Source organism: Streptomyces sp. NPDC002671, from assembly GCF_053592475.1.
Window position 1 is genome coordinate 1 of sequence record NZ_JBSFVU010000072.1, and the last position, 16347, is coordinate 16347.

Below are 16347 nucleotides of genomic sequence, written 5' to 3' on the forward strand. Positions count from 1 at the left end.
TGGCCGTTGCGGAGGTGGGCGAGTGTGAGAAGGGCCTGTCGGCCGGCGCTCAGACGTCGCCATCGGGTACCGATCAAGCGGCGTCGCTCCCTCAGCTTGATCTTTATCCTCGTTGCTGTTTCAAGCGGACGTGTTCGGTGAGGGTTTCGGCTCGTTTGACGGTCTTCCCGGGCTCGTGACGTGGGGCTGGCCTGCGGTTCTTCGAGCCGAGCGGGCGTCCGGGCCCGGGCCGGGAGGGTTTGGGCCCACCGGCAGGACGGGCGGTCTTCACGCAGAGGTGGCGGAACCCCCGGCGGACCCGGGCGGGGGTGAGCCGGCGGGGCTCGGCGGGCCGTTCCCAGGGGCGGCGCAGGTCTTCGGCAAGGGGCCGGGCGAGGCGGAGTTGGGTGTGGGCGGCGATGATCAGCCAGGTCCACAGGTCCGCCGTGTGCGGGTCGCGGACCTTGGGGACGGTCCAGCCCAGGGTCTGCTTGAACAGCCGGAAAGTGTGCTCAAGATCGAATCTGCGGAGGAACGCCTGCCAGCGCAGGTCGATGTCGGCGCTGGTCATGCTGGTGCGTGAGGACCACAGCCAGACGGGCTTCGGGTCGCGGTCACCGGGCAGGTGATCGACCTTCAGCCGGATCAACGTGCCGTGGACCAAAGGGAGTTCACCGCAGTGGTCGAGCCAGGGGCCACGGGCGGTCAGGCGGGGGTGCATCCGGTCCCAGGCAAGGGTCTCGGCCCGGCCGTAGCGGGTGGTGTCGCAGGCGGTGGCCTGGTCGGGAGTGTGCCAGGAGTCCGGCTTGGAGAACGTGAGGACGCCGCCGTGCTTGCGGGGCTGCCCGCCGCGCGGGGTCGAGCGGCGCGGGCCGGCGTCGCGGAGCATCACCCGGTCCGAGCGCAGCCGGCCGACCAGCTCGATGGGTAGATCGGCCAGGACGTAGGCGAGGCGGGTGACGTCGTAGCCGGAGTCCAGCACGACGAGGATGTCCGCGTCGCCCGGCCGCCACTGCCCAGCGCGCACCAGCCGGGTGAAGACGTCGCGGAGCTGAGCGGCGGTCACCGCGGTGGCGTCGTCGGCCGGCCCCAGCCGGATCGCATCCAGCACGGCGGTCCACGACGTGCGTCCCGTCTCCAGGGCGGCGACGAAGGAGTACGGCCAGCCGGGGATGAACTGATCCGCGCTGCGGCCTCGCCCGTAGACGTGACAGAACAGCAGCTCCGGGCTGGTCGGGGCGTCAGGACGCAGCCAGTTGCTCACGTCGACGGCGAGCACGATCCGCCCGTCGGCGGCCCGCGGCAGCGGCGTGGAGGCGAGCAGCCTGCGTAGGCGGCGCGGTTCCAGCCAGCCGTGGTTGACCGCGTCGTACATCGCCCCGTGCCCGCGCCGGTGCTCAGCCGTGAGCGTCAGCTCGACCAGCGATGTCACCGGGCCATCGGCGCACAGAACCGCGTCGGTGAGCTCGAAGAGCGCATCCGCACGGCTGTAAAGGCAGTCGTAGAACTCGACACGAAAGTGGGACAGCACGCTCAGCGCGGCGTCAGCGGGACCTGCAGAAGCCAGACTCTTCACAGCGGCCGTTCCTTCACGCGACGTTGCTCGACACCTCGAAGCGTGAAGAACGGCCGCCCTGCTGTCTCACGAAACAGTCAAGATCAGCAGGTCAGGTGACCCGGCGAGGTTAAACACCAAGTTAAGTAGCTGTTGTCGTACCGATCTTGGGGTTTGTCGATCGAACGGGAGTCCCGATTGGGTGGTCGCGGGGTGCTTGGCGCATACGAGCAGGGCCTCCTGAACAGCTCGTTGGTGTCGAATCACCGAGCAACATCAGGAGGCCCTTGTGCCGCAGTGTTCCGTGTCGACGGCCGGGCAGTCCAGTTGCGTCACGCGGGAGTGTGACTGTCTGGCTCACCGGTTCGGAAACGCCGCCGACAACGGCTGCCGGCAGCCGCGTTATCCGACGGACATGACGGACGCGGAGTGGGCGGCCATCCGGCCGTTGCTGCCGGTGCCTGGCTGGATGCGCGGCCGGGGAGGGCAGCCAGAGGCGTACTGCCACCGGGCGATACTCGATGCGATCCGCTACCTGGTCGACAATGGCATCAAATGGCGGGCGATGCCGGCCGACTTCCCCGCCGTGGGACCGGGTCTATGCGTTCTTCCGCCGTTGGCGCGACCACGGCATGGTCAAGGAGTTCCACGACCGGCTGCGCGCCAAGGTCCGCGAGAAGCTGGGCCGCGACGCGGAGCCGACGGCAGGGGTGATCGACTCGCAGTCCCTCAAGGCGGACGCCGTCGTCGGGTCGGACAGTCGCGGCTTCGACGGCGGCAAACTGGTCAACGGGCGCAAGCGGCACGTCGTGGTCGACACCCTCGGCCTGCTGCTGGGCGTGATGGTCACCGCCGCGGACACCGGCGACCGCGCCGCCGCCCAGGTCCTGCTCGAGCAGGTGGCCGACACGCACCACCGGCTGGCTCTGGTCTGGGCCGATGGCGGCTACACCGGCAGCCTTGTCGAGTACTGCCTGGCCACGCTCGCGCTGGTGCTGGCGATCGTCAAACGCAGCGACGACGTCAAGGGGTTCGTGGTGCTGCCCAAGCGGTGGATCGTCGAGCGGTTCTTCGCCCATCTGATGCGCACCCGCCGTCTGGCGCGCGACTTCGAACGCCGCACTGCCAGCGCCGAGGCGGTGATCTACTGGTCGATGACCCTGCTCATGACGCGCCGCCTGGCCCGCTCACGCCCGCAGCCGGCGTGAACCGGCCCGGCGCGGGCTCGGCCAGCCAGCCGCGTGCGACCAGGCGTTTCGCCTTCGACCGCAGTGCTTCCACCCGCGTCGGCACCACGTCCATGCCGAACGCTGCGGCCATCTCCTGGCAGGTCAGCGGCCCCTGACCGAGCCGGGCCCGGTCCGCGAGCGCCTTGAGGATGCGCTGGTAGTCCACCGACAACGCCGACCAGGCAAGCCCTTCACGCCACACCGGCACTTGCGACTTCGTCTTCGCCGCTTCCGGCGTTGACGATGCCTCCTCAGCCTGCCCATCGGCGGCCGGTGCCGTCCGGTCGGCCTGGTCGTGGTCATGCTCGGTCTCGTCCGCCGGGGCAAGCACCTCGCCCACCCGCGAGCGAGCGATGGCCCATTCCTTCCAGTCCCGCTCGGCCACGGCCAGTTCAGCCTGGATGCGGTCGGCCTCCTCCCGCAGCTCGTCCACGCGACGGCGAGCGGCGAGCTCGCGCTGTTCCAGCAGCCCCACAACCGACGGCATCCACGACCTCCACAGCAGCGGCGACACGACAGACCACCACTCCCACAGGATCGCCGACCTATGCCCGACCAGCGAAAACGCCGTCCTCAAGCCCGGAAAGACAACAGCTTGAACCGTTCCGGGTTTGATCGAGACTCTAGGTTGTGACTGTGACCTGGGGTTTCGTGGTTGCTCGGTAGTAGTTGGACTCGTATTCGACGGGCGGGGTGTGCCCGATCTCACCGTGCAGTCGGCGGTGGCAGTACCAGTCGATCCACTCAGCGGTGGCCAACTCGACCTCGGAGAGTGTCTTCCAGGGCCGACGGGGCTTGATCAACTCGGTCTTGAACAGGCCGATCGTGGACTCCATCAGGGCATTGTCGTAGGCGTCGCCGACCGATCCGATCGACGCGGCGATGCCTGCCCGGTCGAGGTGCTCGGCGAGCGCGAACGATGTGTACTGCGACCCCGCGTCGGAGTGATGTATCAACTCGCCTTTTTGATAAGGGTGTTGATCTCGGTCGCGCTGCCACAAGGCCATCTCGAGGGCGTCCAGGACGAGCTGTGTCTCCTTCGATGTGGCTGCTGACCAGCCGACGATGCGGCGGGAGAAGGTGTCCACGACGAAGGCGACGTAGACGACGCCGGCGAACGTGGTGACGTGGGTGAAGTCGGCGACCCAGCAGCGGTTCGGGGCGGGGGCGACGAAGTCGCGGTCCACGAGGTCCGGGGCCCGTTCCGCGCTCGCGTCGGAGATGGTGGTGATCACCCTTTTGCCGCGGACCGCTCCGGTGATGCCGAGTTCACGCATGAGGCGCTCGACGGTGCAGCGGGCCACCGCGACGTCCTGGCGGTTCAGGTGCCGCCAGATCTTCCGGGCGCCGTAGACGCGGTAGTTGGCCTCGTACGCCTGTGTGATGAGGGTCTTCAGCTCGGCGTCGCGGACGGTGCGGGCCGCGGGTGCGGCCTGGCGTTTGTGGTGGGCGTAGTAGGTGGACGGGGCGATCTTGCAGTCGTGGTCGGTGAGGACCCGGCAGATCGGCTCGACGCCGCCGAAGCGGTCCTTGTGCTCGTCGATGAAGGCTACGAGCGTGTGTGTGGCCGGTCGAGCTCGGCCGCGAAGAAAGACGCCTTAGATTCAACCGGTCAAGGCAACACTCTCGGCTGGTGTGCGGAATCCCAGGCACTTGCGCGGACGGTTGTTGAGCTTCGTCGCGATGGCGTCAAGGTCGCCCTGGCTGAACGTCGACAGGTTGGTGCCTTTGGGCAGGTACTGCCGGAGGAGCTTGTTGGTGTTCTCGTTGGTGCCGCGTTGCCAGGGGCTACGCGGGGCCGCGAAGAACACGTCGACACCGGTGTCGGCGGTGAGCCGCTTGTGGGCTGCCAGTTCCATGCCGCGATCCCAGGTCAGCGTGCTGCGTAGTCGGGGGTCCATGCGTTCGTAGGTTTCGACGAGAGAGGGAACAACCACGGTGGTGTGGCGGCTGGCGAGTTTCACGACTGTGAGGAACCGTGACTTCCGGTCGACCAGCGTGGCGACCTGACTGTTATTCGAGCCGATCACCAGATCGCCTTCCAAGTGCCCGGATTCGCTGCGGTCCTCTGCCGCCCGGGGCCGCTCCTCGATCGGTCGGGCATCGGTGATCTGTGAGCGCCATTGGCCTTTCACCGTGTGGTGCTTGTTCTTCCGGATCGGGCGGCCAGTCCGCAGGCGCTTGCACAGCTCGCGCGGGATCACTTTCCAGCGGGTGGTGTAGACCGATCGGTAGATCGTCTCGTGGCTGATCCGCATGACGGGGTCGTCACCGTGATGCCGACGCAGGTGGCCGACGATCTGCTCGGGCGACCACTCCTCTTCCAGTAGCCTCACCACCGTCTGCCTCAGCGCGGGTCTGCGGGCGAGGAGGCACTGCTTCGGGCGTCGAGCGCGATCAAGTGCGCGCTCCTGTGCAGCGATTGCCCGGTAAACGTCGCGTCCGCCGTTGTTGTTGACTTCACGGCTGATCGTCGACACCGCGCGTCCCAGGAGGCCCGCGATCGTCCGGTAGGACTCACCGGCACAGAGCCGGCGCGAGATCTCCTCCCGCTCGTCCATGGTCAGGCTTCCGGCCCGCGTCTTGCGGGATTCGGGAGCGATCCCTCCGTGGTGCTTGAGGACGGTGAACACCGAGCCCGGCGGCTTGCCAATCTGCCTGGAGATGACGCTGATCGACTCCCCGGCCCTCCACCGTCGCCACAAGTCTGCCTTCATCTCGTCCGACATCCCCGGCCGACCCAGTCTCGCCACGCATACCGCCCTCAACCAGCACTGTTGCTCTGACCGGTTGAATCTAAGGCCGCGGCCTTGAGGATGTCGTTGGCCCGCTTCAGCTCGGCGTTCTCCTTCTTCAGCCGCTTCAGCTCGGCCGACTCCTCGCTCGTCGTGCCCGGACGGGTCCCGGCGTCGATCTGTTCCTGCCGCACCCACTTGCGCAGCGTCTCGGTCGTGCCGATGCCCAGCTTCTGGGCGACCGCTTTCATCGCGGCCCACTCGGTGTCGTACTCCGGCCGCACCTCGGCGACCATCCGCACCGCACGACGGCGCAGCTCAAGCGGGTACTGGGAAGGACGTGCCATAACTCGATCCTCTCAAACGATCGAGTCCCTACCGAACCCGGAACGGTTCAGCTTCTAAGTCAGAGGAAGGCTGAACCGCGGATGGCCCAGGACCCGCTTGAGGCGTCAACCACGGTTGGCCTTTGGTGCGCCGCGTTATCTGGTTAGCCTGGGGTTGTCTTAACGGAGTTTGGTGGAGTCGAGGGTTAGCAACTGAGACAACCCTGAGACGGGGCAGAGGCAGATGAGGTCGCTTCAGCTGACTCAACGCAGGTGAGGGGAATCGTCTCGTCCTCGCCGTCGATCGCCCGCAGCGTGTGCGGCATCGGCGGACCGCGTCCGCGATGATGAACGCGCCCTTCGCGTCCGTCTTCGCCTTACCCGGGTAGAGGTCGGCCATCCGCCGCATCGTCAGTCCCGGCAGGTAGGCGACCGGGCAGCCCATGCCCCTGGCGACCGCCAGTGGCAGGGCTCCGATCGAGGCCGGCTGGTCGACCACAACGAGCACCGTTCCGTGCTTGGCCTGGAGTTTCGCGAACAGCTCGCGGAGCTTGGGTTCGGTGTGGGGCAGGCCGTTTGTCGAACGCCTCCTTTCCGGCCGGTGTGACGGCGGTGGCGTGGTGTTCGCCCTTGCCGACGTCCAGGCCGAGGAAGACGTCGATGTCGCTGGTGTCGATCACGTGCAGCCCCCTCCATCATGCTTTCGTCCGGCCTTGCCTGGGCACCGAGCTGCCACATCCACGTTACGGAGAGCTCTTCCGGCCTGGGTGAAGCCGGTGTTCAAGCCCCTCATCAGCGGCCGGTCGATGCCTCCGGACCCGGTGACACCCCCCCGGATCATGAACAACAAGAGGGGAAGTCATGCCGGACCCGAAGGCCGGAGGCCCCATTGCGGAGCCACGAAGAAGGTAACGGGGAGCACTGTCGCCCCACCGCTGTTCGTGCGGCCGTGAATGGAGTGAGGAAGGTGTCGCACCTGGCCCCTCAGCACCTCGGTCACCGCTAGGCTGAACGGCAGGTTGCACGTGAGGGGGAGGCGGATGGCGTCGCAGGTCGTTTCATACCAGGCAGACGAAGAGACGGAGGTCCGATTCGAAATCGAGACGACTGACGAGTGGTATCCGGTGAGCTCTGACGAGGTTGTGGGCAGGATCCGCGAGGCCGTGCGGCCGGCTGTCGAGGGTGCCCGCACGGTGCTGGAGCAGGTCAAGGCACTGCAGCCGGGTGAGGTTCAGGTGAAGTTCGGGGTGAAGGTCACCGGAACGGCGAACTGGTTGGTGGCCAAGGCGGCCACCGAGGCGAACTTCGAAATCACACTTATCTGGCCGCGTGACCAGGCTGCCTCAAGCGCGACGTGAGCACCCCACCGGAGGGCAACCCGCGACCTGGTTCGGACACTTGGGTTGCGGCCATCCACACCAGCGAGCGAGATCGCAAGCCCAGGGGATCAGGATTCCTTGTCGATCCGTGGCGTGTCCTCACGTGCGCCCACGTCGCCTGGGGGCCGTGGGCGGAGCGCAACGAGCTATGGGTGGCCTTCCCTAAGGCGGAGTCTCTGCAACGACGCAGAGTACGTGTGCGGGAGGTGGTGGCTCCGCCGGTGGAGGACCAGGACATCGATGATGTGGCGGTGCTGATTCTCGAAGAGTCTGTCTCTCAGAATCATGTCGCACGCCTCCGCAGGCCCGAAGTAGGAAGCCTGGTGCATCGCCACTGGTGGGCTTTCGGGTTTCCTGACGGCATGCTGGGCAACTCCTCTGGAGGTGAGATCGGGGAGGAGTTGGGCTACGGCTGGGTACGGCTCGACACCTCTGCGCGCTACCCCATTCAAGGGGGTTACAGCGGTGCGGCTTTGTGGTCGCCGGACTACGAGGCGGTAGTCGGTATGGTGGGCCAGGGGCAAGGCGGCAATGGAGACGGCCGAGCCATCACTCTTCGGGCGATCGACGCCTGTCTGCCAGAGCAGAAGTTGCACCTACTCGCAGACTGGTCCGCAGAGTCTGCTGGGGAAAGCGCGATGGCGGCATGGGGTTGGAGCCTCACTGACGATCCGGAAGCCGGCCGCCACTGGCGTCCCCGCGCCCGGGGTGTGAGTACGGATGCTGAGCGAGGGTTCCGCTTCTGTGGCCGGACAGCAGCACTCCAGAAGATCGTTTCCTGGCTGGTCGGAGAGGAAGCCAAGCGGCAGATCCTCGTGGTCACCGGCTCTCCTGGGGTAGGCAAGTCGGCCGTTCTCGGACGCATCGTTACTACGGCTGATGCATCTCTCTCTGCGTCGCTTCCACCTGACGAGTCGGTGCGGGCACCGGAGGGGTCTGTGGCGTGCGCTGTACACGCCAAGTCCAAGTCCGCGCTGGAAGTGGCCGAAGAAGTCGCCCGGGCTGCCTCGGCGAACCTTCCCGCACGGGTGAGCGACCTGGCATCTCATATCCGCGACGCGCTAGAGAGCGGCGGACGCACTGGGTTCACCGTCGTCATCGATGCGCTCGATGAGGCCGCCAGCCCTGACGAGGCGCGCTTGATCCTTCGACGTGTTGCCCAACCTCTGGCAGAGAACCTGGAAGACCTCGGCGTGCGCGTCGTGGTGGGCAGCAGGCGATCCGATGACGCGGGATCACTCTTCGACGAGTTTGGACTGTCCACCCACATCCTGGACCTTGACAACCCTGAGTTTTTCGAGTTCGCCGACCTGGCTACATACGCCCTGGCCACCCTGCAGCTACGCGGCGCCGAGCGCCGTGACAACCCTTATAACGACGTTGCTTTGGCCGCCCCTGTGGCTGATCGGATTGCCCAGCTCTCGGAGGGTAACTTCCTCGTCGCAGGGTTGATCGCCCGCGCACACGGGATGTACGACCACCAGCCAGTCGAGCCAGAGCGGCTCACATTCCCGCCCACCGTGGATGCAGCGCTGCACGAATATCTCGACCTGCTGCCCGATGTCGATGGGGTGCCGGCCAATGCTGTACTCACCGCACTGGCCTACGCCGAGGCTCCAGGGATGCCGCTGGACCTCTGGCGCGTCACCATCAGCGCCCTGGGACACGCCGTGCCATCAGAGCAGCACTTGCTTGCCTTCGCTCGTTCTTCCGCTGCCAACTTCCTTGTTGAGACCAGTACGGCCGATCCGCAGAATGCTGTGTTCCGGCTCTTTCACCAGGCCCTCAACGACGCACTCGTGCGCCGGCGATCCGCAGTCAGGGACGAAGACGCGATCGCCAGCGCTCTCCTGCAGCATGGGCAGTCCGTCGGGTGGTCTGAAGCGCCCGCCTACCTGCTGCGTGCGCTACCCCGGCACGCTGAACGAGGCAGGGGCGTCGACCAGCTTCTGAGCGATCCGACATTCGCCCTCTACGCTGATCTGCGTCGCCTTATCCCGGCCGCAACCTCGGCCTCGTCACCCCATGCGCGCCGGCAAGCACGCCTGCTCCGCAGGACGCCACGTGCGCTCGATGCATCTCCATCCGATCGCGCCGCCCTGTTGAGTGTCACAGAGACCCTCGACAACCTGGGCAATACCTACAGCACGTCCACTCACCCTGCTCCCTATCGCGCGCGGTGGGCTGCTGCCGTTCCGCACGAAGAGGAAGCGATCCTCGAGGGGCACGGGGACTGGGTCCGAACCGTGTGCAGCGTGCAGGCGGCGGGCCGCCAGCTGCTGGCGACCGCGAGCGACGATGCCACTGTCCGGCTTTGGGATCCCGAGACAGGGGAACTCGTGCGAGTTCTGGAAGGGCACTCCGACTATGTCCTGACAGTCAGAACACTCGCGACAGATCAGGGCAAACTACTCCTCACGACGAGTGCTGACGGAACCGCCCGAGTATGGGACCCCAACCAGGGCGAGACAGTCCGTCTGTTCGGCGGCATCGGTGACTGGGTGCGGTCCGCGTGCATCGGACGAATGGCTGGTCGCACTGTCCTTGCCACCGCGAGTGACGATCGGTTCGTCCGGTTTTGGAATATGGACACGGGCAGGGAGATCCGCACGGTCAAGGCTCATCACCGGCATCGCATCCGGGCCGTGTGTGCTCTAGGGGAGGTCTTCGCTGCTGCGGGAGACGACGGTCTAATTCGCCTGCTGGACCCTCGGGGCGGTGAATCCATCGTCCTCCGCGGCCACGGTGGCAGCGTGAACGCCCTGTGCGCCTTCTTTCTCGACGAGCGCGCCATGCTCGCCACGGCAAGCGCTGATGGCACCGCCGGCGTCTGGGATCTCGAGTCTGCCAGTCAACACGTCGTCCTGAAGGGCCACCGCGAAGAGCTGAACGCGGTGCACGCCTTCTCCCTCGAGGGACGCACCGTGCTCGCCACCGCGAGCGACGATGGCACTGCCCGCCTCTGGGATCCCAGCACCGGCGATCAGCTGGCTGTCTTCAACGGCCATGTGGATTGGGTCCTGGACGTGTGTTCGCTGCCCCTAGGGGGCCGCACCCAGCTCGCCACTGCGGGCAGTGATGGGACAGTCCGCCTCTGGAACCCCAACCGAGAACAGCACGCAGGCCTGAGGGGTAGCACGAGTGTCGGCGCGGCATGCGCTCTCCCACTCGAGGCAGGCACCGCTCTCGCCACCGCGAGCAGCAACGGAGCCGTCTCCCTTGTGAACCCTGAGACCGGCGAGCAGCTGCGCACCATTAAAGGCAGTCACGGTTGGGACAGCTGCGTTTGCGCCGTCCCAGTCAAGGGCCGCACCCTGCTCGCTACGAGCAGCACGGACCGGAGCGCCCGCCTCTGGGACCCCGAGACCAATAGGCAGGTCAGGGTTCTCAAGGGGCACGGCAGTCGCGTGAAATCCATGTGCATTATCACCTCGAAGGGGCGCACCCTCCTGGCCACTGGCAGTGCGGATGCAACGGCGCGCCTGTGGAACCCGGAAAACGGGAAACAACTTCGCGTCCTCAAGGGGCACACCGGGTGGGTCCTGACCATGTGTGCCATACCCGTGGACGACCGTTCTGTCCTCGCAACAGGCAGTGCCGACGGCACAGCGCGTCTCTGGGATCCTGAGAGTGGCAGGCAACTGCACATGATGAAGGACCCCAGTGGACGAGTTCAGTCCATGTGTGCCGTTGACGTAGGCGGCCGCGCTGTCCTGGCGGCCGCCAGTCGCGGCACCATCGGGCTCTGGAACCCAGCCAACGGCGAACAGCTCCGCGTCCTTGAGAGCAACAGCGAAGTGCGCTCCATGTGTGCCATCGGCGTCGATGGCCATTCACTCCTAGCCGTCGCCAGTGACGACCGCACCGTACGGTTCTGGGATCCGGCGAAGGGTCAGACAGTGGCAGAGATCCCAGTGGGAGCTGCTGCCCGTGTAGTGATCGAGACGGACGGCTTGCTGCTGGTAAGCACGTGGCGTGGCATCCTTGCCCTGGATCTGGCTTCTAGAGGGCTTTTCTGACGGGCTTCCCTGGTTCGAGCGCGTTTCGGATCAGGGCTTCTGGGTGGGGAACGGCCGGCTCACCTGCGTCGCCCTGCAGCCCGGCAAGGTCATGGTGCCGAGCAGGCCCCGTTCCACTGTCCGGTCGCCGGCGGGGGCGAGGATGTTCAGCGTGGGGACGTTCGAGCCCCTGGGCGCGGCATCACGCAAGGTGACTGCGCTAGTAGGCGAGGTTGGGACAGAGTGTGAGGTGCTCACGACGATCCATGATGTCAGGCGAGGGTGCTGACTGGCGGTCTTCTTGCGGAGCCCCGCGGCTGCGGTGGGGGCGCTGAGCGAAGAGGAAGCGGTGTGGCGAACGCCTAACATCCCCTGCCTGAGCAGGATCGAGGAGTATGGCGCAATTGGGTTCGAGTCCCTCCCGCCCCACCTCGGCCCGTGACCGCAGGAAGAATTCCCCTAGGATCGCCGGCTTTCTGCCGTCCACGGTGCCCCGCCCGTGACCCGCGTCCCGGCGTAACACGCCCGGAGATCGGGAGGGTGGCCACCGCGTGCTTCTACGCGGTACTCCACCTCAGATGGCTGCCCGACGCACAGGGGGCATTCCAACGAATCCAAGCTGTTCATGGCTTATCCGGGCGTCTTCTGCACGGTCGGCGAGCAGACTGCACGCATCCCGCTATGCGCTGAAACGGCCACGCGGGCGATGTCCTTGTGGAACAGACGTGAGTCTGACCCGAGGACGATCCTCCAACCCCAGGCTTCACCTGGGGTCGAACGCATGTGCTGTGGCGGTAGGGTCGGGGTTGTCTTAACGGAGGTTGGCGGACACGAATCGGGATAATGCCAACCGTCAGGTGCGGCTGAGCTTTCTCGGCTAGTGATTCGCTTCGGTGGGACTGTATCGGCGAGGTCCGGCCGCGCCAAACGACCCGTGGAGCGTTGAGAAGTGCCCACCTTGAGGCGGCCGTCATCGTGTACTCAAACGCGAGTGGCGGGCCAAGACCCTGGATCCGCTTCACCTGGTCGTCGATCTACCCGTCGAGCCGGTCGGGAGCACCAGTAGGGTGCCCGCGTTCAGATCGCTACGACGCTGGCCCCCTTTTGTCGCTGCTCCGCCATCCCCAGGGCTCCGTCGTTCTCGCGATCGGTGAGGAATGATCACGTGAGTCCGAGGGCGGCCGGCGGCCGGGTCATGTCCCGCCCGTGATGACGCAGGCCCTCGGCGATGTTGTCCCACCCGGTCAGGCGGAGCGCGCCGATGGCCAGGTTCCGCAGTGAGGCCATAGACCGCGGCGCACCGGCCGTAGGTACTTGCGAGGCGTCCTCTCCGAACGTCACGTCCCTGACGTGGTGCTCACGATTCTCGATAGCCCAGTGCCCGCGAACGCGTTCCGCAAGGTCAGCAGCGTTCGCCTGGTGCACCGTCAGACTCGTGATCCCGTAGACGCGTTCAATCGACACCCTCCCGGTGCGCAGGGTGCGCCGTCGGCGGACGATCTGCAGTGCCTGGTCGGCGTGAGGGAACGGCAGCCTGGGCACCGTGACGGCCTTGAGCCGGCGGATCTCGTCGCGGCCGTTCACCAGCATGTGCAGGCCCGGGTGGTTGCCCTTGAGTACGGCGATGTAGTGCGCTCTCTTCTTCTCGACCAGGAACTTTGCGTGATCGGTCTGGGTCAGCAGCGCGTCGAAGGTCACCACTGCGCCAGTCAGGTCCAGCGGGTCCAGCAGTGGCCGGAATGCGGTGATCTCGTTGCTCTTGGCGTCGACCTCGCGCTGGGCCAGCACGATGCCGTCGTCGCGCAGAGCGGAGATCAGGTGGACGCAGCGGCCGTCGGAGCAGGATCGCGCCGCGCAGAGACTTGCCGTCCATCGCAACGGCTGCCCGTACCGGGCGGGTCGGCGGGTGTCCCTTCCTGGCCGGCGGTGCGGGAGGCGGCGGCACGAGCGGTGAGCCAGCCGCCGATCGTCGCGTCGAACGCGTCGCCGTCGATGCGCTGCAGTACTCGGCGCACGGTCGCCTCGCTGGGCGCCCGGCAGGGCCGGTCCGGATCGCGCAGTGCGGCCCCGCAGCAGAACAACAGCCGGTCAGAAGCATCGGCGGCCACTCGGCGATTGCGGTGAGGGACTTTGCTCCGGCCAGGACCGCGCAGGCGGCCACGGCCAGAACGTACGGCAGCGGGTGACGGCGGCCCCGGCGGCGGCGCGGGTCGGGCAGGCGAGACGGCCGGGCCAGCAGGTCGGGTAGCTCGTCGGGGCAGGCCGGATCACAGCCCGCGAGTTGACCCAGCCCGGCGGGGATGGGCGACGATGGAGCAGCAGGCACGGTCTTCCGTTGTGATGATCAGCGAACTCGATACTCCATGATCACCAGAATCCGTGCCTGCGCGCGTATCCGCCGCCCTTCACGAACCGCCCATCACCGCCGACTTGAGGTACCGGGCACATACCGGCAGCTTCAGGCCAACCGCGAGAACGACGGAGCCCTGTCCGTCATCCCGCGCAGCATCGCGCTGATACCGTCGTCCGACACGTACCGGCGGCCCGCGTCGTCGGTGCTGGCGTCCAGGAGTGCGAAATAGTCAGTGGTCTCGGAGCTGTTCACTGCTCTCCTGTTCGGCGCATGCACTCTGCGCAGCCGAGTTCGTGGCGGACCGGCTCGAAGGGCCTGCTGCATACCATGCACAGCGGTTTTGCAGTGGTGTTCTCGCCGCAGGTGAAGCAGAGAGCCACCGGTGCTATGGGATCGGGTGAGGCGGCGGTGTTCACTCCGTGCAGTACCGTGTACGACCTGCAGGTGGCGCAGAACTCCCCAAGCGGGTCGCCAGCGGGTGGCCGTCCGGACGTCACGATGCAGTAGAGCCGCATTGCCTCGTCGATGGGACGCTGGCTCCAGCAAAAGTAACAGCGCGCCCCCTCGGGAACGCTGACGACGAGGGCGAACTGAAAGCAGTCGCTGCACTGCACGGTGCAGGTGCGGAACGGTTCGAGGTCGGCATTCAGACGCTGCATCCGCTTCGTCGTGAAACGACGGATCCAGATCAAGCTGGTGCGGATCTCGCTCATCTCACCCTGTAAGGACTTCCGCGCCAGCGGCCAGGTGGAGGATGGCGTACTTCAGTGCGCGCTCCGTGACGGTGGCGTCCTCGTCATCCACCACCAGGTGCTTGGTGACGCTGAGGAGGTAGTCTAGACCATTGGCGATGGGCGGGAAGTGGACCTGCGCGCCCGCCTGTTCGCTGCTCGTGGCGACCCCGGGCCGCTGCCAGACCCGCGGTCCGCGCGGGGTTGGGTCCCATGCGTCGAGTAGCCAATCTCTCCGATCACCGAACCTAGCCACGGGGTGCCTCCGCATAGCGCGTAGTGGTCGGTGCGGTCCACGCCTCGTTTGTGCGGCGCGTCAGCCTGAAAACGGGTAGCGCCGAGGGAAACCCTGAAGCTGCCAGTAGTCGATTTTGGGGTCTGGTCCGTCGCTGGCCTGCGTCCTGGTACTTCAGCTCATCTGGAGGGATGGGGACGAACCCGTGGTCTTCCCACAGGTCGGCCACAATCCGAATGGTCAGGTCCGTGGCCATAGAGCGGAAGGCGTTGCGGGTCGCGGGGCTCACCAGCTCCCGCCGTGCCGTGACGGTCATAGTCTGAAGATAGGAGCAGGAGTTGACGTCCGACTCGCATTTTTCACAGTGTGACGTCTGTTCCAGACAGCAGTCGTCGCGGCCCCCATCCGGACTTCCTTCAGCTGACTACTGTTCCCAGCCGTTCAGGGAGACTTCCGGGCCCCCGATGAGGTAGCGATGAAGTGCGCTGGCGGCGATGTCCACGAACTCTTCGGGGATGGCGTCGGCGCCAATCCAGCGGACCTGTGCGTGCTTGCGCGGCTCGCGGTTCTCGGGCTCGCCGGTCCATTCATGGGCAACGAAGTCGACGGTCAGGAAGCCGTTGGGGGCTTCAACTCCCCACACTCCGTGGATGATGTGGGAAACCTTTAGGGACTGCGGCTTCACCGTGAGGCCGGTCTCTTCGTACAGCTCGCGCACGGCGGTTTCGGTGATGGGCTCGCCGGGTTCGCTCTTGCCGACGGGCAGGTCTCACGTGTCTTGGGCGAACTTCGCCTTCTCGCTGCGTTGGAGGAGCACGACGCGCTTGGCGGCTTGGTCGTGGACGATGACGCCGGTGACCAGCAAGGTCATTGATTCGAGTGCGGGCTTGAGGGCTTTGGTCTGGTTGTCGGTGGTCTGCTGAGCCACTGTGCATCTCTTCGTCGGGTGATGCTCGGTGCCACTCGCTGAGATGAGCTCCGAGGGCCGCCCTCGCTTCCGAGGACGCGAGGGCGACCCTTTCGGCGCAGGTCAGCGCAGAGCGCCGGCGATGCGCTGTCGGAGCTGGGGATCGCTGACCTCGCTTACCTCGCTGATGTCGCGCCAGGCTGCGGCGGAGACCTCCTCGGTCTGGAACTGGCCGACGTCGGCGGTGGTGCGGAAAAGGAAGCGGAAGTCGAGGTGCTGCTGGGCGGGTTCGCTCTTGGCCGGGTTGGCGTCGATGGGGTGGACGTCGATGTGGAGCGGTGTCTCGCTGTGTGGGGTGACGAGGTGAGGCTGGATATCTCTTCTGTGAGTTCGCGTCCGGCGGCCTGGAGCAGGGTGTTGTCGGCGGGTTCCAGGTGGCCTCCAGGCAGGAGCCATTTCCCGGTGGCGAGGTGCTGGATGTGCAGGACGCGGTGGCTGGCGTCGACGAGGATCGCACCGGCGGTGGCGTGGCAGGGCAGGAGCGAACGGTGGGCGAGGTCGTCACCCTCCTCGAGGAGACCGCGTACGACGTCGAGCGCGTTTGTCCTCGGGGTGCTGGTCGAGGTAGGTGGCGTTGGTGGTGCGGATGTGGTCTGCCGTGATGGGCATGGTGATCACCTGTTGAAGTAGGAGAGCCGGGTCGCCGCGATGGCTTCGCGCTCGGGTGCGGGGACCTCGTGGATGCCGGGGGTGAGGTCGTCGCGGGTGAGCATCCTGATCGCGGCGAGGATCTCGGCCTGGACCAGGAATATGAAGGGTCCAACGCTAGTAGGGCTTGGTCAGCTTCACTCGGGAGTGGCGTGTCTGTTGGGCTGCGGGTGTCGTTGGGGTGGTGTGACACCTGAGGAGATGGCCGGGGT

Annotated in this window: 11 protein-coding genes and 6 pseudogenes; 4 read left to right on the forward strand and 13 right to left on the reverse strand. The window is 66.4% G+C overall.

The annotated features are described in order from the left end of the window. Positions 1 to 103: 103 nt before the first annotated feature. A complete protein-coding gene (locus ACWD35_RS42135; protein WP_451356649.1) occupies positions 104 to 1555 on the reverse strand; it encodes an NF041680 family putative transposase in 1452 nt (483 codons plus the stop codon). A gap of 448 nt (positions 1556 to 2003) precedes the next feature. Between ACWD35_RS42135 and ACWD35_RS42140 the strand changes: the two are divergent. After that, positions 2004 to 2060, forward strand: a pseudogene (locus ACWD35_RS42140) (hypothetical protein); the annotation flags it as partial. A gap of 106 nt (positions 2061 to 2166) precedes the next feature. Then, positions 2167 to 2742, forward strand: coding sequence for an IS5 family transposase (locus ACWD35_RS42145; RefSeq protein ID WP_451356650.1), 576 nt, complete (start codon positions 2167 to 2169; stop codon positions 2740 to 2742). Here ACWD35_RS42145 and ACWD35_RS42150 read toward each other — a convergent pair. From ACWD35_RS42150 to ACWD35_RS42170, 5 genes and pseudogenes are all read right to left on the reverse strand, one after another. Beyond that, a complete protein-coding gene (locus ACWD35_RS42150; RefSeq protein ID WP_451356651.1) occupies positions 2699 to 3250 on the reverse strand; it encodes a hypothetical protein in 552 nt (183 codons plus the stop codon). The genes ACWD35_RS42145 and ACWD35_RS42150 overlap by 44 nt on opposite strands. A gap of 136 nt (positions 3251 to 3386) precedes the next feature. Further along, positions 3387 to 4316, reverse strand: a pseudogene (locus tag ACWD35_RS42155) (IS3 family transposase); the annotation flags it as partial. A gap of 51 nt (positions 4317 to 4367) precedes the next feature. Beyond that, complete coding sequence (locus ACWD35_RS42160) at positions 4368 to 5492, reverse strand: IS30 family transposase (RefSeq protein WP_451356652.1); 1125 nt, start codon at positions 5490 to 5492, stop codon at positions 4368 to 4370. Positions 5493 to 5533: 41 nt separating this feature from the next. After that, positions 5534 to 5845: pseudogene (locus ACWD35_RS42165) on the reverse strand (transposase); the annotation flags it as partial. Positions 5846 to 6111: 266 nt separating this feature from the next. Beyond that, positions 6112 to 6501: pseudogene (locus tag ACWD35_RS42170) on the reverse strand (IS110 family transposase); the annotation flags it as partial. Between the two features lie 363 nt (positions 6502 to 6864). Here ACWD35_RS42170 and ACWD35_RS42175 point away from each other — a divergent pair. Further along, complete coding sequence (locus ACWD35_RS42175) at positions 6865 to 7182, forward strand: CU044_2847 family protein (protein ID WP_042495531.1); 318 nt, start codon at positions 6865 to 6867, stop codon at positions 7180 to 7182. A 242-nt stretch (positions 7183 to 7424) separates the two neighbouring features. After that, positions 7425 to 11222, forward strand: a complete 3798-nt coding sequence (locus ACWD35_RS42180) for an AAA family ATPase (protein WP_451356653.1) — start codon at positions 7425 to 7427, stop codon at positions 11220 to 11222. Between the two features lie 1140 nt (positions 11223 to 12362). Here the strand turns inward: ACWD35_RS42180 and ACWD35_RS42185 are convergent. From ACWD35_RS42185 to ACWD35_RS42215, 7 genes and pseudogenes are all read right to left on the reverse strand, one after another. After that, a complete protein-coding gene (locus tag ACWD35_RS42185) occupies positions 12363 to 13079 on the reverse strand; it encodes a transposase (RefSeq protein ID WP_451356654.1) in 717 nt (238 codons plus the stop codon). Positions 13080 to 13362: 283 nt separating this feature from the next. Continuing rightward, positions 13363 to 13527 (reverse strand): annotated as a pseudogene (locus ACWD35_RS42190) (ISAs1 family transposase); the annotation flags it as partial. A 132-nt stretch (positions 13528 to 13659) separates the two neighbouring features. Beyond that, positions 13660 to 13806, reverse strand: a complete 147-nt coding sequence (locus ACWD35_RS42195; RefSeq protein WP_451356655.1) for a hypothetical protein — start codon at positions 13804 to 13806, stop codon at positions 13660 to 13662. Next, positions 13803 to 14267 carry a hypothetical protein gene (locus ACWD35_RS42200; RefSeq protein ID WP_451356656.1) on the reverse strand — a complete coding sequence of 155 codons (465 nt, stop codon included), beginning with the start codon at positions 14265 to 14267 and terminating at the stop codon, positions 13803 to 13805. The genes ACWD35_RS42195 and ACWD35_RS42200 overlap by 4 nt, the downstream gene beginning before the upstream one ends. A gap of 1 nt (position 14268) precedes the next feature. Further along, positions 14269 to 14541, reverse strand: coding sequence for a hypothetical protein (locus ACWD35_RS42205; protein ID WP_451356657.1), 273 nt, complete (start codon positions 14539 to 14541; stop codon positions 14269 to 14271). Positions 14542 to 14944: 403 nt separating this feature from the next. Next, positions 14945 to 15391: pseudogene (locus ACWD35_RS42210) on the reverse strand (NUDIX domain-containing protein). Between the two features lie 212 nt (positions 15392 to 15603). Continuing rightward, positions 15604 to 15966 (reverse strand): NUDIX domain-containing protein, encoded by a 363-nt coding sequence (locus tag ACWD35_RS42215; RefSeq protein WP_451356658.1) that lies wholly within the window; start codon positions 15964 to 15966, stop codon positions 15604 to 15606. Positions 15967 to 16347 lie beyond the last annotated feature (381 nt).